At 65.0% G+C, this 23642-nt stretch carries 27 protein-coding genes, 1 tRNA gene and 1 pseudogene; 10 read left to right on the forward strand and 19 right to left on the reverse strand.

Annotated elements, in window-relative coordinates; translation table 11 throughout:
• Window positions 1-8: 8 nt before the first annotated feature.
• Complete coding sequence (gltB, locus tag WFK98_RS26390; protein WP_442907483.1) at window positions 9-4694, reverse strand: glutamate synthase large subunit; 4686 nt, start codon at window positions 4692-4694, stop codon at window positions 9-11.
• 696 nt (window positions 4695-5390) lie between these two features.
• Between gltB and WFK98_RS26395 the strand changes: the two genes are divergently transcribed.
• The gene (locus tag WFK98_RS26395; RefSeq protein WP_336802413.1) at window positions 5391-6449 is read left to right on the forward strand and encodes a threonine aldolase family protein; all 1059 of its coding nucleotides are present in this window, start codon (window positions 5391-5393) and stop codon (window positions 6447-6449) included.
• Window positions 6450-6506: 57 nt separating this feature from the next.
• On the opposite strand, the gene WFK98_RS26400 is transcribed toward WFK98_RS26395, so the two are convergent.
• The gene (locus WFK98_RS26400) at window positions 6507-6971 is read right to left on the reverse strand and encodes an Hsp20 family protein (protein ID WP_266340182.1); all 465 of its coding nucleotides are present in this window, start codon (window positions 6969-6971) and stop codon (window positions 6507-6509) included.
• A 263-nt stretch (window positions 6972-7234) separates the two neighbouring features.
• Here WFK98_RS26400 and WFK98_RS26405 point away from each other — a divergent pair, with 263 nt between their 5' ends.
• Together WFK98_RS26405 and WFK98_RS26410 are read left to right on the forward strand one after the other, a co-directional pair.
• Window positions 7235-7639: a hypothetical protein gene (locus WFK98_RS26405; protein ID WP_266340183.1), complete on the forward strand. Its 405-nt coding sequence runs from the start codon at window positions 7235-7237 to the stop codon at window positions 7637-7639.
• A 205-nt stretch (window positions 7640-7844) separates the two neighbouring features.
• Complete coding sequence (locus tag WFK98_RS26410) at window positions 7845-8789, forward strand: alpha/beta hydrolase (protein ID WP_336802384.1); 945 nt, start codon at window positions 7845-7847, stop codon at window positions 8787-8789.
• Here the strand turns inward: WFK98_RS26410 and WFK98_RS26415 are convergent.
• On the reverse strand, window positions 8786-9280 hold the full coding sequence (locus WFK98_RS26415; protein WP_266340185.1) for an Lrp/AsnC family transcriptional regulator: 495 nt from the start codon (window positions 9278-9280) through the stop codon (window positions 8786-8788). The genes WFK98_RS26410 and WFK98_RS26415 overlap by 4 nt on opposite strands.
• 128 nt (window positions 9281-9408) lie before the next feature.
• On the opposite strand from WFK98_RS26415, the gene WFK98_RS26420 reads away from it, so the two are divergent.
• From WFK98_RS26420 to WFK98_RS26430, 3 genes are all read left to right on the forward strand, one after another.
• On the forward strand, window positions 9409-9726 hold the full coding sequence (locus WFK98_RS26420; protein ID WP_336802385.1) for a DUF1330 domain-containing protein: 318 nt from the start codon (window positions 9409-9411) through the stop codon (window positions 9724-9726).
• Between the two features lie 54 nt (window positions 9727-9780).
• Window positions 9781-11028: an aminotransferase-like domain-containing protein gene (locus WFK98_RS26425; RefSeq protein ID WP_336802386.1), complete on the forward strand. Its 1248-nt coding sequence runs from the start codon at window positions 9781-9783 to the stop codon at window positions 11026-11028.
• An 86-nt stretch (window positions 11029-11114) separates the two neighbouring features.
• Entirely contained in the window at window positions 11115-11852 is a 738-nt protein-coding gene (locus tag WFK98_RS26430) for an SDR family oxidoreductase (protein WP_266340188.1), read from the forward strand.
• A 92-nt stretch (window positions 11853-11944) separates the two neighbouring features.
• Here the strand turns inward: WFK98_RS26430 and hisN are convergent, their stop codons facing one another.
• Entirely contained in the window at window positions 11945-12730 is a 786-nt protein-coding gene (hisN, locus tag WFK98_RS26435; RefSeq protein ID WP_266340189.1) for a histidinol-phosphatase, read from the reverse strand.
• A 368-nt stretch (window positions 12731-13098) separates the two neighbouring features.
• Window positions 13099-13989: an N-formylglutamate amidohydrolase gene (locus WFK98_RS26440; RefSeq protein ID WP_442907484.1), complete on the reverse strand. Its 891-nt coding sequence runs from the start codon at window positions 13987-13989 to the stop codon at window positions 13099-13101.
• Between the two features lie 236 nt (window positions 13990-14225).
• On the opposite strand from WFK98_RS26440, the gene cpdR reads away from it, so the two are divergent.
• Both cpdR and WFK98_RS26450 read left to right on the forward strand, forming a co-directional pair.
• Window positions 14226-14588 carry a cell cycle two-component system response regulator CpdR gene (gene cpdR, locus WFK98_RS26445; RefSeq protein ID WP_244670002.1) on the forward strand — a complete coding sequence of 121 codons (363 nt, stop codon included), beginning with the start codon at window positions 14226-14228 and terminating at the stop codon, window positions 14586-14588.
• A 101-nt stretch (window positions 14589-14689) separates the two neighbouring features.
• Window positions 14690-14764 (forward strand) — tRNA-Val (locus WFK98_RS26450).
• Between the two features lie 24 nt (window positions 14765-14788).
• On the opposite strand, the gene WFK98_RS26455 is transcribed toward WFK98_RS26450, so the two are convergent.
• From WFK98_RS26455 to WFK98_RS26510, 13 genes and pseudogenes are all read right to left on the reverse strand, one after another.
• Entirely contained in the window at window positions 14789-15817 is a 1029-nt protein-coding gene (locus WFK98_RS26455) for a tyrosine-type recombinase/integrase (RefSeq protein WP_336802388.1), read from the reverse strand.
• A gap of 14 nt (window positions 15818-15831) precedes the next feature.
• Window positions 15832-15975 (reverse strand): annotated as a pseudogene (locus WFK98_RS27420) (helix-turn-helix domain-containing protein); the annotation flags it as partial.
• 363 nt (window positions 15976-16338) lie between these two features.
• On the reverse strand, window positions 16339-16608 hold the full coding sequence (locus tag WFK98_RS26460; protein WP_336802389.1) for a hypothetical protein: 270 nt from the start codon (window positions 16606-16608) through the stop codon (window positions 16339-16341).
• Between the two features lie 4 nt (window positions 16609-16612).
• Window positions 16613-16933 carry a hypothetical protein gene (locus WFK98_RS26465; RefSeq protein ID WP_336802390.1) on the reverse strand — a complete coding sequence of 107 codons (321 nt, stop codon included), beginning with the start codon at window positions 16931-16933 and terminating at the stop codon, window positions 16613-16615.
• Entirely contained in the window at window positions 16930-17229 is a 300-nt protein-coding gene (locus WFK98_RS26470) for a hypothetical protein (RefSeq protein ID WP_336802391.1), read from the reverse strand. Before WFK98_RS26470 ends, WFK98_RS26465 begins: the two co-directional genes overlap by 4 nt.
• The gene (locus WFK98_RS26475) at window positions 17219-18082 is read right to left on the reverse strand and encodes a hypothetical protein (RefSeq protein ID WP_336802392.1); all 864 of its coding nucleotides are present in this window, start codon (window positions 18080-18082) and stop codon (window positions 17219-17221) included. The genes WFK98_RS26470 and WFK98_RS26475 overlap by 11 nt, the downstream gene beginning before the upstream one ends.
• Before the next feature lies 1 nt (window position 18083).
• Window positions 18084-18296 carry a hypothetical protein gene (locus tag WFK98_RS26480; protein WP_336802393.1) on the reverse strand — a complete coding sequence of 71 codons (213 nt, stop codon included), beginning with the start codon at window positions 18294-18296 and terminating at the stop codon, window positions 18084-18086.
• A gap of 2 nt (window positions 18297-18298) precedes the next feature.
• Window positions 18299-18457, reverse strand: a complete 159-nt coding sequence (locus WFK98_RS26485) for a hypothetical protein (protein ID WP_336802394.1) — start codon at window positions 18455-18457, stop codon at window positions 18299-18301.
• Entirely contained in the window at window positions 18454-19803 is a 1350-nt protein-coding gene (locus WFK98_RS26490) for a DUF4942 domain-containing protein (RefSeq protein ID WP_336802395.1), read from the reverse strand. Before WFK98_RS26490 ends, WFK98_RS26485 begins: the two co-directional genes overlap by 4 nt.
• Window positions 19796-20017 carry a hypothetical protein gene (locus WFK98_RS26495; RefSeq protein WP_336802396.1) on the reverse strand — a complete coding sequence of 74 codons (222 nt, stop codon included), beginning with the start codon at window positions 20015-20017 and terminating at the stop codon, window positions 19796-19798. Before WFK98_RS26495 ends, WFK98_RS26490 begins: the two co-directional genes overlap by 8 nt.
• Before the next feature lie 498 nt (window positions 20018-20515).
• Window positions 20516-20830 (reverse strand): hypothetical protein, encoded by a 315-nt coding sequence (locus WFK98_RS26500; protein ID WP_336802397.1) that lies wholly within the window; start codon window positions 20828-20830, stop codon window positions 20516-20518.
• Window positions 20827-21147: a hypothetical protein gene (locus WFK98_RS26505; protein WP_336802398.1), complete on the reverse strand. Its 321-nt coding sequence runs from the start codon at window positions 21145-21147 to the stop codon at window positions 20827-20829. Before WFK98_RS26505 ends, WFK98_RS26500 begins: the two co-directional genes overlap by 4 nt.
• A complete protein-coding gene (locus WFK98_RS26510) occupies window positions 21147-21389 on the reverse strand; it encodes a hypothetical protein (RefSeq protein ID WP_336802399.1) in 243 nt (80 codons plus the stop codon). Before WFK98_RS26510 ends, WFK98_RS26505 begins: the two co-directional genes overlap by 1 nt.
• Before the next feature lie 324 nt (window positions 21390-21713).
• Between WFK98_RS26510 and WFK98_RS26515 the strand changes: the two genes are divergently transcribed.
• The gene (locus WFK98_RS26515) at window positions 21714-21974 is read left to right on the forward strand and encodes a hypothetical protein (RefSeq protein ID WP_336802400.1); all 261 of its coding nucleotides are present in this window, start codon (window positions 21714-21716) and stop codon (window positions 21972-21974) included.
• Here WFK98_RS26515 and WFK98_RS26520 read toward each other — a convergent pair whose 3' ends face one another.
• Window positions 21975-22628 (reverse strand): S24 family peptidase, encoded by a 654-nt coding sequence (locus tag WFK98_RS26520; protein ID WP_336802414.1) that lies wholly within the window; start codon window positions 22626-22628, stop codon window positions 21975-21977.
• Window positions 22629-23063: 435 nt separating this feature from the next.
• Between WFK98_RS26520 and WFK98_RS26525 the strand changes: the two genes are divergently transcribed.
• The gene (locus tag WFK98_RS26525; RefSeq protein WP_336802401.1) at window positions 23064-23207 is read left to right on the forward strand and encodes a hypothetical protein; all 144 of its coding nucleotides are present in this window, start codon (window positions 23064-23066) and stop codon (window positions 23205-23207) included.
• Window positions 23208-23642: the final 435 nt, after the last annotated feature.

The following is a 23642-nucleotide window of genomic DNA, read 5'->3' on the forward strand; positions in this document are numbered from 1 at the left end:
CTTCCCCCTTACTCGGCCGCCACGCCGTAGCGCGCGCGTTCCATCTCGATCAGTGCGCGCCGATATTCGACCGGCATGACCTTGCGGAATTTTGGACGATAGCTCTCCCAGTTCTCCAGGATCTCCTTGGCGCGGGTCGAGCCCGTGTAGTGGAGATGCTGCGAGATCAGGCGGTGCAGGCGCTCGTCATCGAAGCGGTTCATGTTCGACGTGATGTCGATCCGGCCCTTGTGCTCGATGTCGCCGCCATGGTGATGCAGCTTCTCGAGCAGGTCGTCCTCTTCCTGGACCGGCTGGATCTCGACCATCGACAGGTTGCAGCGCTGCGCGAAGGTCTCGTCCTCGTCCAGGACATAGGCGATGCCGCCGGACATGCCGGCCGCGAAGTTGCGGCCGGTCTGGCCGATGACGACGACGATGCCGCCGGTCATGTATTCGCAGCCATGGTCGCCGCAGCCCTCGACGACGGCGATCGCGCCCGAGTTGCGGACGGAGAAGCGCTCGCCGGCGACGCCGCGGAAATAGGCCTCGCCCTCGGTCGCACCGTAGAGCACGGTGTTGCCGACGATGATCGACTGCTCCGGCACGATGCGGGTCGCCTCGGGCGGACGCACGACGATGCGGCCGCCGGACAGGCCCTTGCCGACATAGTCGTTGCCTTCGCCGATCAGGTCGATCGAGACGCCGCGCGCCAGGAAGGCGGCGAAGCTCTGGCCGGCCGTGCCGCGCAGGGTGATGGCGATCGTGTCTTCCGGCAGGCCGTCATTGCCGTAGCGCTTGGCGACCTCGCCCGAGAGCATCGCACCGGCCGAACGGTCGGTGTTGTGGATCTCGGCCTCGATCTTGACCGGCTTGCCGGTGGCGAGCGCGGGCGCCGCCTCGGCGATCAGCTTGCGGTCGAGCACATGCTCGATCGGGTGCTTCTGCAGCTCGGTATGACGGATCTCTTCCGGCCCGGCCTCCACCTTGTGGAACAGCTTGGTGAAGTCGAGACCGGCCGCCTTCCAGTGGTTGACCGCCGCGACCTTGTCGAGCCGGTCGGACTGGCCGATCAGCTCCACCAGGGTGCGCGCGCCCATGGCCGCCATCAGCTGGCGCACTTCCTCGGCGACGAAGAAGAAGAAGTTGATGACGTTCTCGGGCGTGCCCTTGAAGCGCTTGCGCAGCACCGGATCCTGGGTGGCGACGCCGACCGGGCAGGTGTTCAGGTGGCACTTGCGCATCATGATGCAGCCGGCCGCGATCAGCGGGGCCGTCGAGAAGGCGAACTCGTCCGCGCCGAGCAGCGCGCCGATGATGACGTCGCGACCCGTGCGGAAGCCGCCATCGACCTGCAGGGCGATGCGCGAGCGCAGGCCGTTCAGGACCAGCGTCTGCTGCGTCTCGGCCAGGCCGATTTCCCACGGGCTGCCGGCATGCTTGAGCGAGGTCAGCGGCGAAGCGCCGGTGCCGCCCTCGAAGCCGGAGATGGTGATGTGGTCGGCGCGCGCCTTGGCGACGCCGGCGGCGACCGTGCCGACACCGACTTCGGAGACGAGCTTGACCGACACATCGGCCTGCGGGTTGACGTTCTTCAGGTCGAAGATCAGCTGGGCCAGATCCTCGATCGAGTAGATGTCATGGTGCGGCGGCGGCGAGATCAGGCCGACGCCCGGCGTCGAATGCCGGACCTTGGCGATGGTCGCGTCGACCTTGTGGCCGGGCAGCTGTCCGCCTTCGCCGGGCTTGGCACCCTGCGCCACCTTGATCTGCATCACGTCGGAGTTGACGAGATATTCCGTCGTCACGCCGAAGCGGCCCGAGGCGATCTGCTTGATCGACGAACGCAGCGAATCGCCGTTCGGCAGCGGCTGGAAGCGCTCCGGCTCCTCGCCGCCCTCGCCGGTGTTCGACTTGCCGCCGATCCGGTTCATGGCGATGGCGAGCGTGGTGTGCGCCTCGCGCGAGATCGAGCCGAACGACATGGCGCCGGTGGCGAAGCGCTTGACGATCTCGGCCGCCGGCTCGACTTCCTCGAGCGGCACCGGGGCCAGGCCGACTTCCTCCGCCATCTTGATCTCGAACAGGCCGCGCAGCGTCAGCAGCGCCTTGGACTGCTCGTTCATCGCCTTGGCGTAGTCTTCGTAGCGATCCCACGAGCCGGTGCGGACGGCATGCTGCAGCGTCGCCACCGAGTCGGGCGACCAGGCATGCTTCTCGCCGCGGATGCGGTAGTTGTACTCGCCGCCGATATCGAGCGTGTTGCGCAGGATCGCGCCGTTGCCAAAGGCCTCGGCGTGGCGGCGCACCGTCTCCTCGGCGATCTCGGCGAGCCCGATGCCCTCGATGGTGGTGGCGGTGCCGAAGAAGTAGCGCTCGACGAATTCCGACGCCAGGCCGACCGCGTCGAAGATCTGCGCGCCGCAATAGGACTGGTAGGTCGAGATGCCCATCTTGGACATGACCTTGAGGATGCCCTTGTCGATCGACTTGACGTAGCGATGCACGATCTCTTCGTCGTCGACCTCCTCGGGGAAGTCCTTCTTCATGTCGGTCAGCGTCTCGAAGGCGAGATAGGGATTGATCGCCTCGGCGCCGAAGCCGGCCAGCACGCAGAAATGATGCACTTCACGCGCCTCGCCCGTCTCGACGACGAGACCGACGGAGGTGCGCAGACCCTTGCGGATCAGGTGATGGTGCACGCCAGCGGTGGCGAGCAGGGCCGGAATCGGGATCCGGTCCGGCCCGACCATGCGGTCCGACAGGATGATGATGTTGTAGCCGCCATGCACGGCCGCCTCGGCGCGCTCGCAGAGCCGCTCCAGCGCGTCGGCCATGCCTTCGGCGCCCTGCGCCGAGGCGTAGGTGATGTCGAGCGTCTTCGACTGGAACGGATTGTCGTCCAGCTCGCCGATGGCGCGGATCTTCTCCAGGTCCGGGTTCTCGAGGATCGGCTGCCGCACTTCCAGCCGCTTGCGGCGGCCGGCGCCCTGCAGGTCGAACAGGTTCGGCCGCGGTCCGATGAACGAGACGAGGCTCATGACGAGCTCCTCGCGGATCGGGTCGATCGGCGGGTTCGTCACCTGGGCGAAGTTCTGCTTGAAGTAGGTGTAGAGCAGCTTCGACTTGTCGGAGAGCACCGAGATCGGCGTGTCCGTGCCCATCGAGCCGACCGCTTCCTGACCGGTGGTCGCCATCGGCGCCATCAGGAGCTTCAGGTCCTCGCCCGTGTAGCCGAACGCCTGCTGGCGATCGAGCAGCGTCACGTCGGTGCGCGGCGCGCGCGGCGGCACCGGCGGCAGGTCTTCCAGCACGATCTGGGTGCGCGCCAGCCACTCCTGGTAGGGGAGCTTGGTGGCGAGCTCGGTCTTGATCTCCTCGTCCGAGACGATGCGGCCCTGCTCGAGGTCGATCAGCAGCATGCGGCCGGGCTGCAGCCGCCACTTGGTGATGATCTTCTCCTCCGGAACCGGCAGCACGCCGGATTCGGAGGCGAGCAGCACGTCGCCATCCTCGGTGACGAGGTAGCGGGCCGGGCGCAGGCCGTTGCGGTCGAGGGTGGCGCCGATCTTCAGGCCGTCGGTGAAGGCGACGGCGGCGGGGCCGTCCCAGGGCTCCATCAGCGCGGCGTGATACTCGTAGAAGGCGCGCCGCTGCTCGTCCATGAGCGGGTTGCCCGCCCAGGCCTCGGGGATCAGCATCATGGCCGCGTGCGGCAGCGAATAGCCGCCCTGGACCAGGAATTCGAGCGCGTTGTCGAAGCAGGCGGTGTCCGACTGTCCCTCATAGGAGATCGGCCACAGCTTCGAGATGTCGTTGCCGTAGAGCTCCGAATCGACCGAGGCCTGCCGCGCCGCCATCCAGTTGACGTTGCCGCGCACCGTGTTGATCTCGCCGTTATGCGCGACCATGCGGTAGGGATGCGCCAGGCGCCAGGACGGGAAGGTGTTGGTCGAGAAGCGCTGATGCACGAGCGCGAGCGCGCTCTCGAAGCGCTCGTCGTGGAAGTCGCAATAATAGGCGCCCAGCTGCTCGGCCAGGAACATGCCCTTGTAGACGATGGTGCGCGACGACAGCGACACGACGTAGAAGTCGTTGTCGAGGCCGGAATAGGCCGTGTAGATGCGGTTCGAGATCACCTTGCGGATGATGAACAGCCGCCGTTCGAACGCCTCGTCGCTCGCCATGCCCTTGCCGCGGCCGATGAAGACCTGGCGATGGTAGGGCTCGGTCGCCGCGATGTCGGGTGCCTTGGACAGCGACGAGTTGTCGACCGGCACGTCGCGCCAGCCGAGCAGCTCCTGGCCCTCGGAGACGACGACTTCCTCGACGATCTTCTCCATGCCGGCGCGGATCTCCGCGTCCTGCGGCAGGAAGAGGAAGCCGACGGCGTAGCTGCCGGGCGCGCCGATGGCAAAGCCCAGCCGGTCCGCTTCCTCGGAGAAGAAGCGGTGCGGGATCTGGACCAGCATGCCGGCGCCGTCGCCCATCAGCGGATCCGCGCCGACCGCGCCGCGATGCTCGAGGTTGCGGACGATCTGCAGGCCGCTCTGGACGATGCGGTGCGACTTCTCGTTCTTCAGGTTGGCGATGAAGCCGACGCCGCAGGCATCGTGCTCATTGCGCGGGTCATAGAGGCCTTGGGCGCCTATTCCGCCGGCCTTGTTGCGTACGGCAGTGCTTTTGGCGGCGCGGGTAGTCGCCGCTGCTGCCATCTGCATTTCCGTCTCGCGCAAGTCCTTCGGCATCTGAGTGCCCTCTCATCCTCTATGGTTCATCATTCGACGATCCAGCCGGCCGCCCGTCCGCCCGTTCCCTCGGGAACGTCTGGACCGGCAACCGGCGCATCGCCGTATTCACTATAAGACGCATCGCGCCCAAACCGCCGCGCCCCGCCGAACCGGCGTTCGCAACCCCGGCCGTCCGGCCGCATCCTCTTGCAAGCAAGGTTCATTCCGAACCTGCCTGCCCGCTTCCGCAATTCGCGAAACCGTCCTGCCGTTACCCTACGATGGGACAGCAAGGCTGTCCTAATTCAAGGCGCGCCAAAATGCCAGAACTCTCTCGCTGCGGCAAGCGTTTCGCTGATCACGCATTATGTTTGTTACGAAACGAACGAGGCCAACAAACTTTAGGTGATGGATCGGCGGTCGCAGCGCAAGAAAATTTCGAATGCCGGTCGTGCGGGGCCGTCGGTCGGGGAAGTGTTTTGCCGCAGAAATGCGCCGGTTTCCGCCGGTCCGGCGGCCTGTTGCACAGGCTGGCAGATTCGACCGATTCCAGCCTCGCTCCTTCCGGCGGGCAGCCAGGCCGCGTCGCGACAAGGCTGTCGAGCGCTTTTAGCGGCCCGCCAGGCGGGGAATCGCCGCGGAGGGCTTGCGCTTCCCGGCCCGCCGCCGCGATATGACGCCATGATCTTTGCAAGCGACAACTGGATGGGCGCGTCCGACCGCGTGGCGGCCGCACTCGTCGAAGCGGCGGCGGGCCATGCCCCCGCCTATGGAAACGATCCGCTGACGGCGGCCGTCGAGGCTTCGTTCTCGCGGGTGTTCGAGCGGGAGGTGGCGACATTCTTCGTCGCGACCGGCACGGCGGCGAATGCGCTGTCGCTCGCGCAGTTCGCCAAGCCCGGCGGCGTGGTTTTCTGCCATCGCGACGCGCATATCGCCGTCGATGAATGCGGAGCGCCGGAATTTTTCGGCGGCGGTTCTCGGCTGCATCGCATCGATGGCGCCGGCGGCAAGCTGCTGCCCGCGGATCTCGCCGCCGCCATCGCCGCCTATCCGGCCGAGGCGCTGCATCACGGCCAGCCGGCGGCCGTCTCGATCAGCCAGCTGACGGAGGCGGGCACTGCCTATACGCCGGCGGAAATCGCTGAGATCGCCGCCGTCGCCCATGGCGCCGGCCTGCCGCTGCACATGGACGGCGCCCGATTCGGCAATGCCGTGGCGGGGCTCGGCGTATCGCCGGCGGAAGCGAGCTGGCGCTCCGGCGTCGATGTGCTGTCCTTCGGCGGTTCCAAGAATGGCTGCTTCGCCGCCGAGGCTGTGGTGTTCTTCGATCCCGGGAAGGCGCGCGGCTTCGAGTTCCACCGCAAGCGCGCTGGCCAGCTGTTCTCGAAGAGCCGCTTCGTTTCGGCCCAGTTCGCGGCCTATCTCGATGGGGATCATTGGCTGGATATGGCGGCGCACGCCAATGCGATGGCGCAGCGCCTCGCCGACGGTCTCGTGGCGGCCGGTTCGGCCGTCCCGCTGCGGCCGCTGGGCAACGAGATCTTCGCTACGCTTTCAAAGGCTGCGGACGGGCGGCTGCGCGCGGCCGGTGCGAGCTACTATGAATGGCCGCCGGCAGGACTGATTGCCGCACCCTTGGACAATGACACCATTTTTGTGCGGCTGGTGACCAGTTTTCGTACTGACGAGGCCGATGTGGAGCGCTTCGTGCAAATAGTTTCGGCAGTTGATGCCTAAAATAAAGGCGCCCCACTGGCGTGGGGCGCCCGGTCAATGGAGTGCGCGGGTCGCCGTTCAGGCGGCCTTGGCCTCGATCTGCTGGCTGGTTTTCTTGCCGCTGGTGATGGCGATCGTGCGCGGCTTCATCGCCTCCGGGATCTCGCGGACGAGATCGACGTGGAGGAGGCCGTTCTCGAGGCTGGCGCCCTTCACTTCCACATGGTCGGCGAGCTGGAAGCGGCGCTCGAACGAGCGTCCGGCGATGCCGCGATAGAGCACTTCCGATTCCTTGCCGTCCTCGGGCTTCTTCTCGCCCTTCACGGTCAGCGTGTTCTCACGCGACTCGATCGACAGTTCGCTGTCGCCGAACCCGGCTACCGCCATGGTGATGCGGTAGGCGTTCTCGCCGGTGCGCTCGATGTTGTAGGGCGGGTAGCCCGGCACGCCGGCGTCGACGCCAGAGGCCTGGTCGAGAAGGGAAAAGAGCCGGTCGAAGCCGACGGTGGAGCGATAGAGCGGGCTCAGGTCAAACGTACGCATGGGTGTCCTCCTTGGAGCGACGGGGTTCGAAATTCACGCCGGCTCCGCCATCTCGGCCGGGCCGCGTGTCTCACTCGCGGACCCGGTATCGGCATCCGCTGATTGGATGTGGGGATGGGGCAAAAGCTGTTCAAGGGCCGGTCCATTTCGGCTGAACGCCACATGAACGACCCATTCCAATGGCGTTCAGGCGGCTGCGGATAGCTTCACCATCAAGACCGGCGATGCACAGATCGTCCGGCTCATCCGCTGGAGAAAGACCCATGATCAAGGCCATTCTTGCCACCTCTGCTCTGATCGGCGCGCTGGTCCTGCCGATCGCCGCGCAGGCCCAGGACTATCGCTTCGAGGGCGGCCGCGGCGGATACAATGACGACCGCGGCTACCGGGACGATCGCGACTATCGCCGCCCGCCGCCTCCCCGCCGCCAGCTCGACGGCCGCCAGATCTACCGCGTGCTCGCCCGCCAGGGTTATGCCCGCATCGACATCGTCAACCGCCGCAGCGACGTCTACATCGTCCGCGCCATCGGCCCGCGCGGCCGCGACGTGATGCTGGTGGTGGATTCCTGGTCCGGCGAGATCCTGCGCCGCCGCGTGATCGAGAATGACTGGCGCGGCGATCGCGGCTGGCATGGCGGCTGGGGCAATGACTGGCGCCGCTGGTAAGCGCAGGGCGCCCTGACCTGCTGGTCGATCTCGAATCCGCCCCCCGCGCGAGGTCGGCCTGTCAGCCGGCGACATCCCCGGATGTCGCCGGTTTCTTCGTTTCGGCCTTCGCACCGGTGCGCAGCCGTCGCTTGTCGCCTTCCGGTTGCTCGGCTAAGACCGGAGGACCCACGATGCCATGCTCGAATGCGGAACTGCGCGGCGGATGAGTCTGCAATCCTTTCCCGACAACCCCGTCCCGACAGGCGCTGCCGAACAGACGGTCATGACCGCCGACGGGGTCAGGCTGCGCGCGGCCGTCTGGCGGCCGGAAGGACGCCTCAAGGGCACCGTCTGCATCGTCCATGGCCGCGCCGAGGCGATTGAGAAATATTACGAGGTCGTCGGCGAACTGCTGGAGCGCGGCTTCGCGGTCGCGAGCTTCGACTGGCGCGGGCAGGGTGCTTCCGAGCGCCGCCTGCAGAATCCGCGCAAGGGCCATGTCGATGACTTCGTCGAATATGAGCGCGATCTCGAGGCCTTCATCGAAACGGTGATGCTGCCGGACTGTCCGCCGCCCTATTTCGTGCTGGCGCATTCGACCGGCGGGCTCGTCTGCCTCCGACTCGCCAGGCGCCGGCCGCAGGCCTTCTCCCGCATGGTGCTGGTGTCGCCGTTGCTCGATTTCGGTGGCTTCGCGCCGTCGCGCGGTTTCATCAATTTCGCCGCCGGCGCCTTTTCGCTGCTCGGGCTCGGCGACGCCCTGCCGCCCGGCGCCCGCATCGCCGAGGTCGACGAGCGCGGCTTCAAGGGCAACCCGCTGACGAGCGACCCGCGCCGCTTCGACCGAACGATCGCGATCGCCAAGGCGCGGCCGGAGTTGACTGTCGGCGCGCCGACCATCGCCTGGCTGCATGCCGCCTGCCGGGCGATGAACGAGGCCTCCAATCCCGCCTTCGCGGCCGAAATCCGCATTCCGACGCTGATGATCGCCGCCGGCGAGGACAAGGTCGTGTCACCGCTGGCGATCGAGCGCTTCGCGCGCGAGATGCGGATCGGGTCGCAGATCGTCATCCCCGGGGCGCGGCACGAGATCCTGATGGAGCGCGACCCGATGCGCGGCCTGTTCTGGGCCGCTTTCGACGCGTTCGTTCCCGGCTCCGACAGCTAGCGCTGCTCGCGGCCGGGGCGCGCGGCGGTGTCGGCCGTCGACAGGCCATTCGATTTCGTCGTGTCGAGAATCACCATGGTCGAGGTCTCGGCGACGCAGGGGATCGCTTGCAGCGCGGCCGAGATGAACTGGCGCAGCGCCTCGATATCCTTGACCCAGACCCGCAGCAGATAATCGACGCTGCCGGTGACCAGCAGGCACTCGGTGATTTCCGGCCGGTCTTCGATCGCGCTCAGGAACTGGCTGGCGGCGTCCGGCGTCTGCTTGGCGAGGCGGACGGAGACGACGACGCAGATCGACAGCCCCAGCGCCAGCGGGTTTATCCTTGCCGAATAGCCCTGGATCACGCCGCTATCTTCCAGCCGCTTGATGCGCCGGCTGCACGGCGTCGGCGACAGGCCGACGCGCTCGGCCACCTCCAGGTTGGAGATGCGTCCGTCCGCCTGCAGCACGGCCAGGATGCGGCGGTCGATCGAGTCGAGTTCGACCATTGGCGTTTTTCACTCCCAGGGCGACGTTTCAGAGCGAGTTCTTGCAGGGATGCCCCGTCGAGGGTTGAAAATTGCACGGATTCACTCGGCATTCGAGCGCTAATGTCTAGCAAACAAGGGAGATGACGATGACGGCCTATGTGATCGCGACCATGTCGATCCACGATCCCGCGACCTACAAGAAATACACCGACCGCACGCCGCCGATCGTCAAGCGGCACGGCGGGCGCTTCCTGACCCGCGGCGACGAGGTTTTCACGGCCGAGGGGACGCCCTTCACCGATCGCATGGTGATCCTCGAATTCCCGAGCAAGGCGCATGTCGACGCCTGGATCAAGGATCCCGACTATGTCGAGGCCTGCCAGTTCCGCTACGCCGCCTCGACCGGCCGGATGATCGTTCAGGAAAGCCGCGGCAATACCGAGGATCCCGATCCCCGGCTCTAGCCGCCGGGGCTGGCGCTCCGCCTTTCGATTTCCGACATTCGAGGATTCATGACTATGGCGAGCGCCAAGACCAACAAGGCCCGGCCCGCGACGGCGCAGTGGCTTCGCTCGAGCAACGACATCTCGCAGCAGTTCCTCGCCTTCGGCGGGCGGGCGGATGTCGTCAGCCTCGCCGGCGGGCTGCCGGCGGCCGAGCTCTATCCGGTCGCCGATGTCGAGGCGGCGGCGCGTTCGGCGATCGCCCGCCACGGCTCGACCATCATGGAATATGGCCCGGTCGAGGGTCTGCCGGCGCTCCGGCAGCTGATCGCTGCGCGCGTCGCGGCCGAGACGGGCGGCAATTTCACTGCCGCCAACGTGCTTCTGACCACCGGCTCGATGCAGGCGCTCGACCTGATCGGCAAGGTGCTGGTCGATCAGGGCGAACTGATCGTCGCGCAGGCGCCGACCTATCTCGGCGCCCTCGACGCCTGGCGTCCGCGCGCGCCGAGCTATCTGCCGCTCGACTGGACGCTGCAGGATCCGGGCTTCGATGCCGCGCTCGAAAAGGCGAAGTTCGTCTATTCGGTGCCGAACTACTCCAACCCGACCGGCGTGCTGGTATCGCAGGAGCGCCGTGTCGCCCTGCTCGACAAGGTGCTCGCGGCGGGCACCTGGCTGGTCGAGGACGATCCCTATCTCTCGATCCAGCTCGATGGCTCGCCCGGGCCGAGTATCCTGAGCCATTCCGTCGCTCGCTCGACCAGCCCGGGTCCCTATGACGGCCCGGTGATCTATCTCGGCACGGTGTCGAAGAGCCTGGTGCCGGGCCTGCGCGTCGGCTGGGTGGTCGCCGAGGCCGGCATGATCCAGAACCTGGCGCTGACCAAGATGGCGAGCGACCTGAGCGGCAGCCTGCTGACGCAGGCGATCGCGCTCGAACTGATGCAGCGCGACTTCGACCACGAGCATTCGAGTGCCATCGTGCCGGTCTATCGGGAGCGTCGCGACGCGCTGCTTCGCGAGGCGGCGCTGCGGCTCTCCGACTGGTTCGAGTGGGAGGTGCCGGTCGGCGGCATGTTCGTCTGGATGCGCTCGAAAGACAGCGCCATCGATACCGACGCGCTCTACAAATTCGCCGTCGAGGAGAAGGTCGCCTATGTGCCGAGCAGCGTCTTCGACTTCACCGGCGAGAACCGCTTCGCCATGCGGGTCAATTTCACCCGCAGCTCGCCCGAGGTGATCGCCGAAGGCGTGCGCCGGCTCGCGCGCGCGGTCGAGCATTATCTGTCGGCCCGCCAGCAGCTCGAAGGCGCCGCCTAGGGCGTTTTCCCGGCGAGCTCCCCTGTGGCAATGGCGGCCTGTTTCTGCGAGCCTGCCCATCTTTCAAGGAACAGGACTACTCGGCCATGGATCTGAAACTGAACGACAAGACCGCGCTCGTCTTCGGCGGCTCGCGCGGGCTTGGCCGCGCCGTCGCCGCGGAGCTCGCGGCCGAGGGCGCGACGGTGGTGATCGTCGCCCGCGACGCCGCCCGCGTCGAGAAGACCGCTGCCGAGCTCGGCGTGATCGGCCTCGCCGGCGATGTCTCGAAGCCGGGCGCGAGCCGCGTCCTGGTCCGCCAGGCGGCGGAGAAGCTCGGCCGCGGCGTCGACATCCTCGTCACCAATACCGGCGGGCCGGCGCCCGGCAATTTCGAGCAGATCACCGACGCCGCCTGGCAAGCCGGCTTCGACAATCTCTGGATGAGTTTCGTCGAGAGCGTCGGCGAGGCGCTGCCGTCGATGAAGGCGAAGGGCTTTGGCCGCATCCTCGCCGTCACCTCGGTCGCGGCGCGCGAGCCGCAGCCGGGCCTCGTCGTCTCGAACGGCCTGCGCGCCGGCCTGCTCGGCCTTGTTAACGCGCTCAGCCGCGACGTCGCGGCGGCGGGCATCACGGTGAACGCGCTGCTGCCCGGCTACACCAATACCGACCGGATGAAGGAAGTCGGCGTCACCAGCGCCTCCATGGGCTCGAAGATCCCGGCCGGCCGCATCGGCGAGCCGGAGGAATTCGCGGCGCTTGCCGCCTTCCTCGCCTCCGAGCGCGCCAGCTACATCACCGGCCAGGCGATCGCCGTCGATGGCGGCCTGCTGCAGTCGATCTGACGGCGGTCGGAAGCGGTTTCGCGAGGGGCGCCGGCCTCGCGGTCCTGCTAACCTTCACCTCTCCCTGAGGGAGAGGTGAAGCGTTTCCTGCCTCAGCCGGCGCGGTTCAGCATTTCGAGGATCTGGTCGTGCAGGCGCGGATCGCCGCTGGCGACCACGCGGCCGCCGGCTGCTGCCGAGCCGCCGTCCCAGCTGGTGACGCGGCCGCCGGCGCCCTCGATCACCGGGATCAGCGCCACGATGTCATAGGGATGCAGGCCGACCTCGATGACGGCGTCGACGAAGCCGGCCGCCACCATGCAATAGGCGTAGCAGTCGCAGCCATAGCGCACGAGCCGGACCTGGCTCTCGACGCGATCATAGGCCTCGCGGTCGGCGCCCTTGAACAGCGCCGGGGTGGTGGTGAACAGCACGGCATCCGGCAGGCCGCCGCATGGGCGCGTCCGCAGCGTCCGCTCGCCCTCCGGACCGCGATACCAGGAGCGCGTGCCATCGCCGGCGAAGCGCTCGCCGGTGAAGGGCTGCGCCATCATGCCGAGCGATGGCGTGCCGCCGGTGGTCAGCCCGATCAGCGTCCCCCAGACGGGCAGGCCGGAGATGAAGGCGCGGGTGCCGTCGATCGGATCGAGCACCCAGACATTTTCGGCGTCGAGCCGCTCATTGCCGAACTCCTCGCCCATGATGCCGTGCTCGGGATAGTGCTCGTTGATCAGCGCCCGCAGCGCCTGTTCGGCTGCGCGGTCGCCGACGGTGACGGGATCGAAGCCGGTAGCCGCCTTGTTCTCGATCGAATCGAGCGCCCGAAAATGCGGCATGATTGCTTTTCCGGCAGAATCTGCCAGCCGGTCGAGGAAGGCGATCAGGTTCGGATCGGTCATCAGGCGGGCTCCCAGGGGCTCTGCATGCGAGCCATGCGCTGTCCGCATAGCATCGCGCCATTCGATTTCGGATATCTAACAGGCTGATTTTAAATGTCTATTTCAATCGCATCCGGGGCGCTTCCGCTGCTGCGCGGCGTTCGACCGCCCTCGCGGAAGGGTGCGACATCGGTCACGTTGCAAAGCCTCTTGATCTTTTTGCAGTGCAAGCGCAACTTATTGCGGTGCGGTACATCGATTGGCGTCGATCTACCGCTGCCCTTCTTGGGCGTTTCCTCCCTAGACTTGGGCCGCCTCGTTTGACGAGCGGCCCTTTTTTCTGTCCGCAGCGTAGCGTCGATCCGTTCGGGCTTTCCGTTCCGGTCGGCCTATTCGGCCGCCTCGGCGAGCGGATAGAACGGCGCGTCGGGCAGGCTCGACAGCGCGGCTGCGAAGTTCGCCAGGTCGGCGGCGAGCCGGTCATAGCCGGCATTCGGCTGCAGCGTCCGCTCGTTCATGTAGAGACCGCGATTGATCTCAATCTGCAGCGCATGCAGGCCGCGGCCCGGCCGGCCGTAATGCTCGGTGATGAAGCCGCCGGCATAGGGCTTGTTGCGGGCGACGGCATAGCCGGCGTCGGTCAGGAGCGCATAGGCGGCTTCCGATATCTCCGTCGCGCAGCTGGTGCCGTAGCGGTCGCCCAGCACGATGTCGGCCCGCGCCCGCCCGGGCAGGGTCCGCACCGTGGACGGCATCGAATGGCAATCGACCAGCACGCAATAGCCGAAGCGCTCATGCGTCGTCGCCAGCGTCTGGCGCAGCCGCTCGTGATACGGCTTGTAGATCGTCTCGATCCGGAGCAGCGCCTCGGCCACCGGCATCGGCTCGGCATAGATCTCGACGTTCTCCGAGACGACGCGGGCGATGGTGCCGAGGCCGCCTGCGACCCGCAGCGAGCGGATATTGGCATAGGGCGGCAGGTCGCCCTCGAACATGCGCGGATCGAGCTCGTAGGGCTCGCGGTTCACGTCCAGCCAGGCGCGCGGGAAATGCGCGCGCATCAGCGGCGCGCCGAGCGGCACGACCGAGGCGAACAACTCGTCGACGAACGTGTCTTCCGATCGGCGCAGCGTCCGCTCGTCGAGCTTCGACGCCTCCAGGAAGGCGGTCGGATAGACGCGGCCGCTATGCGGCGAATTGAACACGAAGGGAATGCGCTGCTCGGCCGGGGCCACAACCTCGAAGGGCAGCGCATTCTCGAAATCCGGCGCGGCGTCGATGGTCGTTCTCCTTGAAGTTGCGGCGGGCGGGCCCCGATTCCATACGAAGGAGGCCAGCTTATGTCGTCCGGAGCGGTTCGGGCAGCGAAGTTTCGCGCCATTCACCCGATCTTTACTTCGTTCAGCCGTAATTCAATAACCAAATCGCCAAGAACCCAATCGCCAAGCGCCGCACCGCCGACCAGTTGTCCCCGGTCCCGCTGGCGAACGAGATCGACCGTCCAGCCATGGATTTCCTGATGAACCGCATCCTGCTTGCCGAAGACGACAACGACATGCGCCGCTTTCTGGCGAAGGCGCTGCAGAATGCCGGCTATGATGTCGTGTCCTTCGACAATGGCCGCAGCGCCTATGAGCGCATCCGCGAAGAGCCCTTCACCCTGCTCCTGACCGACATCGTCATGCCGGAGATGGACGGCATCGAACTGGCCCGCCGCGCCACCGAACTCGACCCCGACCTGAAGGTGATGTTCATCACCGGCTTCGCCGCCGTCGCGCTCAATCCGGATTCGAACGCGCCCAAGGATGCCAAGGTGCTGTCGAAGCCGTTCCACCTGCGCGACCTCGTCAACGAGGTGGAGCGGCTGCTGGCCGCCTGAGGAGTTTTCAACAGGGTCGAAAAACGAGGCTTGAAGCTTCGGAAATCGCCCTGTATACCCTCGCTCACGCCGCCGGTCCCGCCGGTCGCGACGAAAAGGATGGGCGTGTAGCTCAGCGGGAGAGCACTACGTTGACATCGTAGGGGTCACAGGTTCAATCCCTGTCACGCCCACCATCCTTCTTCTACTAAATCAAATACTTAGCCAGCCTTCGACGTAGTGGGCTTTTGGTTCACTGAACCTAGATCGTCGAATTCGAGGGCTGAAGCAGCGGTTCGCAGGTGGTTCGGCGAGAAGCGCGCATAGACCTTCCGCGTCACGTTCACGTTGCTGTGCCCGAGGAACTGGGCAATCTCCTCCATCGAAATCCCGGCCTCGGCCATATGCACCGCCGCTGAGTGGCGAAGCATGTGCGGCGTCACCATCGGGAGGCCGGCCGCTCTCGCTGCGGAGTGAATGCCGGTCTTGATCGAGACGACAGGCCGGCCTGCCCACTCAATAACGTATGGCGACAGCGCGCCGGCACGAGCCTCTTGCAGTGCCGCCCTGACCGTCCGGTTCATCGGAACAATCGCTCGGCCCTTATGGGGCGTGGTGACCAACGGATTCCGTAAGTCGATCATCCCGCGCACGAAGTCGCATCGGTCCCATGTTAGTTGCAGGAGCGCACTCGTCCGCGCCCCCGTTCCCAGACCGAGGATGATGTATAGGCGCATGTGCGGTGTCGTCGCCGCGTTGATCAGATCTCTGGCTTCGTCTCGTGATAGGTGCGCTTCCTTCGGCGCCGGCTTGGACGGTCGTTCAATCGAGGGCGCGCGATCAATCAGTTTGTGCTTCTCGGCCCAGAGCAGGACCATCCGAAGGTGCCCCAGTTCCGTGTGGATTGTGCCGTCCTTGATCCCATCGCGGCGTCGTGAATCCGTATGTGCGCGGCAGTCCTCGATCGTGATGTCTTCGCCGGACATCTTCCCAAAGCGGGCTTCAAGAGCCTTCCAGGTGAATTTCATGGTCACCAGAACGGCACGACCGTCCTTGTCTGCCCGGTAGGCGTTCCACAGTTCCTGGACGGTCTTTCCCAGCGGCCTAGTCAGCTGCGCGTAGAGCGCTGGCGCAAGCCGTTCAGCCTCGCTCGCGTCAGCGGTTCCAAGCGTGTAACGCCTTCGCTTTCCGTCGACGCGGAAGACAAGACAGAGTTCACCTCGATATCGCCCGATGTCGTATTCCGGCATTGAAATTCCTCCACGGCGTCGGCCGGAATCCTGAGCAGTTTCCCGCCGAGACGAAACGCACGAAGCTCACCCCGCGCTACCAAATTGCGCACATGGCGCTCCGAGCAGCCCCACTCTCGAGCGAGCGTTGACGACGAGTATACTGCAGCTCCCATCATCCCTCTCTCACTTCGATGCCGGCCGGCTCATGAGCAGCCTCAAAGTCTTCTGGCTTCAGAGGCCGGAATTCCCCGTCCACCCCTTTGACAATCCAGTCTCCGGGGCGCGCGTATCGGCACTCCCGCATCGACTGGATAATGATCCCGCCCTCGCATGTAACGAGCCCGCTCCCTCCAGCTTCGAGGAACTTTCGCAACTCCTTTGATGGCCCCCAGCGTTTGGAGGCCGCTCCCGGTTGCCCGTACTGAACCGCCTCGACAAGAATGGGCAATTGTCGGGAAAGGGCCATCATCCCTCCTGCACTGGAATGCCGGCGGGATTGGCGCGGAGATGACCCTTGCCAACGTTGTTTGCCGCCATGGTCATTCTCCGTCGTGCTCGATGAACTGCTCGGTCGGGTCCGCGTCGTCGCCAATGAGGTAGAGGTAGAACCCTCCATGCTCATTGATCGCGTGCTGCACCACATCTGGCGTGGTGTTGAAGGCTAGCGCCGCCTCCGCAACCGAGACGCTGCGAAGTTGCATGCATGACCACGTTGCGACGGATTGGCAGAAGTCGGCGATGGACAGGCCGCCCTCGTCGCTGTCGTCGTCAAAATCACGGGAGGTCCATGGCGTCGAATTCTCGCTCATCCTCTTACTCCTTTGCCGCAGTCGGCGGGGCGGGGAGGGGCGGTATCGGTGCCCAATGGGTCGGCTTGAACTCGTACAGCCTCGACCAGATTGTCCACTCACTGGACCACCGCTCCTCCGCCTCGGCATAAGCCTCATCCTCGCGTAGGAGCATCTCGTTGCCGACCTGCACATACTGAAAGCTTCGTGGCGTGTGGAGGTGGTTGGTTCGATAGTTGAGCTGGTCGCCCGAGCCGAAACGCGCTACCCAGATCTCGCCATCATGATTGAGGGCGAAGAACTTGCCCTTCCTCGGCGCGGACTCTATAGGCTGCCACTCGCTCATGTCTGCGGCTCCTTCATCTGCTCTATGCGGGCGCGGAGCGGGGCGACCGTGATCTGGCCATCCTCGACCTCCAGCGTGATCGATCTGCGGACGAGGACAATGCGGAACTTCGAGAGGCTGGCCTTCGAGATGTCCTTCCAGAAGTTGCGGAGGTAGCTCTCGGCTTCTGCGGGCGATTCGAACGCTTGGTCGGTCCATAGCGAACCATACGGATTCATGATGCCCCACAGGGCACGTGTCTCGTACGGGCCCGGGTCTCGCTTCAGGGGGACCCTCTCCCATGCTTCAGTGCTCATCGCCGGGCTCCTTCAGCGCGCGGATGGCGGTGGCGTTTTCAACGAATTGTCGGCCCGCCTCCGTAATGATCGCCTCCCCGTGGTCGCGGTCCCCATCGTAGTATGAGGTCATGAACCCTCGCTCGATGGCGAGGTTGAACGTATCGCTACCGCTCGGTCGGTCGTCGCAGAAGCTGGCCAGCCACTCATAAGGACGGTCCAGAACCTCTGTTCGGCCCCTCATTCCAGCAAGGATCGACAGGAACCAGAAAAGTCGCTCGTCAATCTCGATCCTCTCATTGCGGATCTCGGCTTCGTGGCGGGTGGCGGGAGGGCTCCGGTACAGGGCGACTTCAGTCGGGCCGCCCGAAGGTTCAATCCAGAATGACCCGCAGCCCAGTTTGCGCTTCGCCGTGTCGATCCAGCCTTCGGTGGTGTATCCGAACGGCTCTTCGCTCCGGGTGGCGGGAGGCTCGGGCGCGGCGGCGAGGGCGGCGACATAGCCCTTCACAAAGCCCTCGTCGACTGCCGCGTAGTAAGCCTGTTGCATCTCAACAGTGGGAAGCAAGGGGGCAAGCTTCCACCCCTCCGGCACCGCCACGGCTGGCGCGGGCAACTCTCCGGTATTTCCGGATAGTTGGGGCGCGGGCTCCCCCACTACCTCGGCGCGGCGGTTCCAAGCGACCACACGATGTCCACCGCCGGCGGTGCTGATCATGACGTGCTCGACTACGCAGTAATGCGCGGTCTCCGGGTGTACGAAGATCTTGCTGGTCCGGGTCGATAGATCGGGACTATGCACCAAGTGCTCGCCGCAGAACGGGCACGGCTTCAGCTCGATCTCCTCGGCGCTCGGCTCAATTGCGGTCGTCATGTTAGCGGTGTCCATGTTGGCCATACTTGGCGCGGCGGGTTTCCCATGCGCGGGCGCGGATCTCGCGGATTTCGTCGGCCGACTTGGGCGGGGCGGTTCTCGTGTAGGGTTTGCGGCCGAGCGGCGGGCCATCATCCAAGCCGGATAGGTCCGGCTGGTGATCGTGCGCCCAGGTGAGCGGTTGACCGCAGACAAGGCAGTAGTCGTCCGCCATGCTCAGCGCCCTTCCTGTTCGAGGGCGGGAGCATCGAAGGAGAAGGAGGTCGGGTGAGCCTTCCACCCCCATGCGGCTGCGATAGCGATGCAGATCACCGCCAGATACACGGACGCAGCAGGCGCATCTGCCAGCCAGGAGAGAAGGGTGGAGCGGGTCATGCTGCGATCCTTATCTTGGCTACGGTGGTGCAGACGCGGGTTCCGCTTTCGGCGAACGAGCCGACAGGGAGGTCGTGCCAGTCGGGCCGGAGGTCGTCCAGCAGGCCGTGGTCGTAGCGTGCTGTGGCGGGGAGGACGGCGACGATCTGCCCGCCCGGCTTCAGGAACCTGACGGCGTGCCGGACATGCTTCTCGTAGTGGCGCCCGTAGAACGGCGGGTTCATCACGACGAGATCGAACGGCTCCCCGCTGGGCGGAACTTCCAGGAAGTTCGCCGCCATGACCGCGTGCCCCTTGGCGCGCGCCTCGGCCGCCCGCGCGGGGTCGACCTCGATCCCGATCGCATCGACGCCTGCGGCTTTCAGGCCATCCAGGAAACGGCCGCAGCCGCAGGAGGGCTCCAGAGCGCGGATGCCAGGCTTGAGGTAGATGTCGGCCAGAACGCGCTCCACGACCGCGACAGGGGTCGGGTAGTACTGCAAATCCCTAGCGACCGCCGTGCTGGCGCGTGGCACCGGACGGTCTACCTCTTCGTGGCAATCGGGCAGGACGTCACCATAGAACTCGGCGAGCGCCATGTTGATGTCGCGCAGGGCCTCGTTGCCGAAGAATAGGTGGCCATTGCCGTTATGGAACCGGCGAAGCCAGACGCCGCGGCCGATGACAGTAAACGTATCCTGCCGATAGGGACTGTTGTGTGGGTGTGGGAAGGTGCCCCCTTCCTTGAGGGCGTCGCCATCCTGCAAGAGCAGCTGGAGCTCAGCATAGTCGAGTAGTGGCTTGCCTTGGTAGGAGGCGAGCGCGTTGAGGATGTCGCGCAGTCTGTCGCGGCCCCACCCGCCGATCCCTAGGTTGCTGAGGATGATCCGCTTAGGCAGCCCTTTGACGCCAATCTTCACCTTCTCGTGGCTCTTGTAAGCCGGGTCCAGGTCCGCGAAGACCTCAGCCAAACCGCGTAGGATGGTAAGGCGCGGATTTTCGAGGTAGGGCCAGAAGGTGGCGCGGACGGTGTCGAGGTCGAACGGTGGAGGATCTGCCAACGCCCGCTCAAACGACTGCTTGTCCTTGGCGCTGGCTATTTCCGGCAGGCGCAGCGCTTTCCAAACGTTCTTCCATGCCGAGCGGCGGAGGCTGCGCGCTAAGATATGTTCCGACGCGCTGCCGGTTTCGATGCGCTCATCACCCCATTCACCGCCAACGCACGCGGCCGACTTCAAGGCGCTCCCAGCTTCCAGGAAGGACGATATTGCTTCTGGCAGCGAAGCCATCTTGCTCTCGTACTCGGCCACCATGTCGTGGATCCGGCGTGCTGGCGCGATATCGGTTCCGTATGACTGCTCACCCATTTGCGCCCCCTACATCGAGGCCCATCTGGCGGGCGCGGGCGGCAAGCATGGCGTCGGCGAACCCGTAGGCGTCTATGGCGAGCTTCTCCCAAGGGGCACCTTGGAAACCGGCGCCAGTTGCCATGCCAGCCAACGCCTGTCCGGCGAACCAGTCCCGGAGGTCAGCCAGCGCGACGGGCACGATGCTCTCGTTGTTTCGCATTGTAGTGGTCACGATTGTTGAGCCTCCATTGGGTGTGGGCGGTGTGCGAGCACGGCTTGCACCAGCTCTTGAGTTTCATCGGGCCACTTCGACTGTTGTCTGCCGCGTAGTCCGAGAACGGGCGGAACTGCTCGCACTTTGGGCAGAACTTGTGATGCCTCGGGGCGTCGCGAAAACTGTCGCCAGGGGAGTAGGCGTGCCGCGTGTTGCACGAGCGACAAACAATGCCGAAAGTCCCGTCACGGTAATGCTGCAGTGTCGCCGTGAAAGTCTGGCCGTCTCTGGCTAGTCAGTTCATGGCGGCGTTACAGTCAGGGCATCTCATCCCGTTCGGGACGAGCGAGTGCAGATCTTCATGAGAAGGAACGAGCTTTCCGCGACGCTTTGCTAAAGCTCGCATTTGCCCGAACCGGTAATGCTTTGGGCAAAGCCATTGGTGCCCTTGGTAGTGACTGGCAGCGTCATCGCACCGTGCGCAGACGGCCGGCCCGCCGTCTTCAACGCGCTCCGTCATGCTGCCACCTCATAGTGGCCATCGGGGTCGTTGCCACCGAGGCCGACGTAGACGATGTTCTCGCTCGCCATCATCTGCTCGATGACCCACTCGTCGGTCTCGGCCTTCTCGGCGATCATCACTCCCAGACGCTTGAAGGCTGGGTCATGGCTCTGGAGCAGGTCGACGTCGTTGACGACCACCGAGGTGACGGAGATGTCGAAATCAGCCGACGAAATCTCGGTCGAGATGGCCAGCTCGCACTCCACGTCAGGGAACACGACGGCGCCGCAGTCAGAGAGCGTGACCGTGTAGTCGAGGTGCGTGCTCATGCTGCAGCCTCCCCGGTGGCCTTGGCGATGGCGGCGAGAACCAACTCAAGCGCCGTATACCCATCGGATGCCATGCGGCGCTCACTGTCGTCCGCGCAGACGTCCGCGACGGCTTGGCAAGCCTTCAGCAGATCAGGCGCAGCCGCGATCAGGCAAGCATCGGGGTCGCTGACTTCTGTTTCTGCCCCCGCCTCGTAGCCATAGGTTGGCGCCAACACCGTCTTCCCGAAGCGATACGGCTCTTCTCCAACCTGATGCAGCGAACCGCTTTTCCCGCGCCAAACCCAAGGCCCCGGCGTGTGCTTATGCTCGGCCATCACGCAGCCTCCGTCTCGGCGTCGGCCTGAGCCAGCGCCTTGCCCAGCCACGAGTGCATCTGGCGGGCCTGCTCGATGGAGAGGTTCGCGTTCAGATACCCGCCGTACCGGGTGCCGATGGAGGCTGCGAACGGCAGGTGCCATGCGTCAGGGCCGGCGTTAGCGGCTAGCAGGAAGTCGTTGTGCGTCCCGAAGAGACGTTCGGGGCCATGGTTGCGGAATTCGAGCTTGGGGGTATCCACGTCGGTCCCTCATCGGCTTGGTGGGTGCTGATGGGGAGGGTGGGATTGAAGCCCGGCCATCCTCCCCGGTGTTCCGGGCACTGATCACATGGTGGCCTCCTCTGCGGCGGGCCGAACCTCAGCTCGACACGCTTTGTCTTCGCTGATGACCTGTTATAGGAATAGTCCTACACCCTCGTCAATAGGAATTATCCTACGAGAGCATTTTTCTCCTATTCTCGATTCGATTGGTCGACTCAGGTCGTTAACCATTTGTCAATTTGTTCTTGATTTGTTCTCTTCGCCTGAGTCAGTCTGACGCATCCGCAGCGATGGAGATCGGAGATGACGAGTAAGGTTGTGTACGCCGTTCAGTCGTTTGGGCTGACAGAGAATGGGAAGATTACCCCGGACGCCCCGCAGGTGGCGAAGGACCGCGGGCAGGCCGAACGCCTAGCTGAGGCGCTGGCGCAGAAGCGCCATATGGTCGTCGCCTTCTCGCGGCGATGCGACCCTGAATTCGATATCTACGGAGATCCGGTTGTCATCGCGAAGCACGGCCCGGTGCCGGCCGCGCTGATCCGGGATTTAGCCGGGCTGACCTGACTAGAGGCGCCGGCCGTACCAGACAACGCGGCCGGCCACCGAAATCAGTTCGGCCTTAACCGGATAGCTGTTGTGCTTGGGATTGTCGCTGATCAGCATTAATTCGAGTGGGTCGGAGCCAGGAATGGTTTCGACCCTTTTCACGACGGTCGCATGGCCATCAAAGATAGCAAAGACGCCACCTTGGCTGACTGCAGTGTCGCCGTGGTCGACCATCACCTTGTCGCCTGACTTTAGCGTCGGCTCCATGCTGTCGCCGCGCACATCGATCAGGCTCAGGTCGCCGGAACGGAGCGCCAGCACCTCGTTGATATAGGCGCGAGGGAAGGGCCACTGCCCGACGACGCTCTCTTCCTCGATAAAGGTGCCCGGCCCGGCCGAAGCTCGGACATCACGCTCTGGGACTAGGATTGTAGGTCGTCCGAAATCTTCCCTGGGCTCTCTGCGCGAAGGGGCTGCACCGAGTGCTACCTCATCGACGCCAAGAGCTTCGGCAACCCTCGACCGCACATCCTCCGGTAGCTTTGCAGGGATGTTCCGGGTGAGGAACTGCTGGATGTAGGCATGGTTTCGGCCGATCGCGCGCGACAGCTCGGCGGAATTCATCCCCCGGTCGATCAGCATCTGCTTAATGAGCGCGCGCACAGCATCCATACGCAAAGCGGTATCCGGCAAAATAGGATATGGCGAATAGGATTTCGCCTCTTGCGTTATAGGAATAGGCCTATTATAAGTGGCCTATGAGCGAAATCGACGCCTTCAAATCCTCAGTCGAGCAATTCATCCGGGACCGTAACTGGCCCCCGACCCGCTTCGGCAAAGAGGCCGCCAACGACCCTCTGTTCGTGTTCCAGCTTCGGAACGGGCGAGAGCCCCGGAAGAGCACACGCGAACGGGTTGAGCGCTTCATCGCATCCGCGGCCGAACAGGCGAGGGCGTCATGATCACTCCCCGTCTCCTTGTTCTCTGCGCCGCCGTCATCTTGATGGACCTCACTGCGCCCACGGGCTGGCAGAACGGTTGGCTGGCTGCTTGCGCAGCATTGATTATCAGCGACTTCGTTGAGGTGCTTCTCAGCCGGAGGCGCGCATGACCTTCGTCTTCCTCGCCCTAGCCCTCATCGCCGCCTGCTTCGGCTACGTCATGATCCGCATTGGCGTGAACGCCCTTGCAGCCGCCGAACAGCGTCACTCCGACGACCAGCACGAGCATGTGCATGGAGGGTGGCAATGAGCTGGCCCGAGGCGTTTGTCGCCGTAACTGCGATCATCGGCTTTGTCGTCCTGTCTTGGGTGATCAACCGATGACCGCACTTCTTCCCCTGACTAGCCAGAGACCCCCTGGGTTCAGGACGTCGAACAGGGCAAACACGCGAGCGCTGCGTGGGCGGGGCCAGTCAGGGCCTGCGAAAGCGGGGCTATTGCATTCCGCCCAAGCGCTCGAAGCCGTCACGGATGCCGAACCGGGGAAACTCGGTTCGGCTCCGGACGCCACCTCATTCCAGATTGCCGAGCGGTACTTCCTCCCGCCCCTCGGCAATACGCGGGTGCCCCAGCCGACCTCCTCCCCGGCTGGGGCACTACACCCTCTCCGCTCGCTTGAGCGCCAAGCGCTGGACCAGTTTGGCAGCCAGTGCTCCGAGCGAAACAAATCCATCCCCGTCCGCGT

Source organism: Kaistia sp. MMO-174 (assembly GCF_037147815.1).
Classification (GTDB): domain Bacteria; phylum Pseudomonadota; class Alphaproteobacteria; order Rhizobiales; family Kaistiaceae; genus Kaistia; species Kaistia nematophila.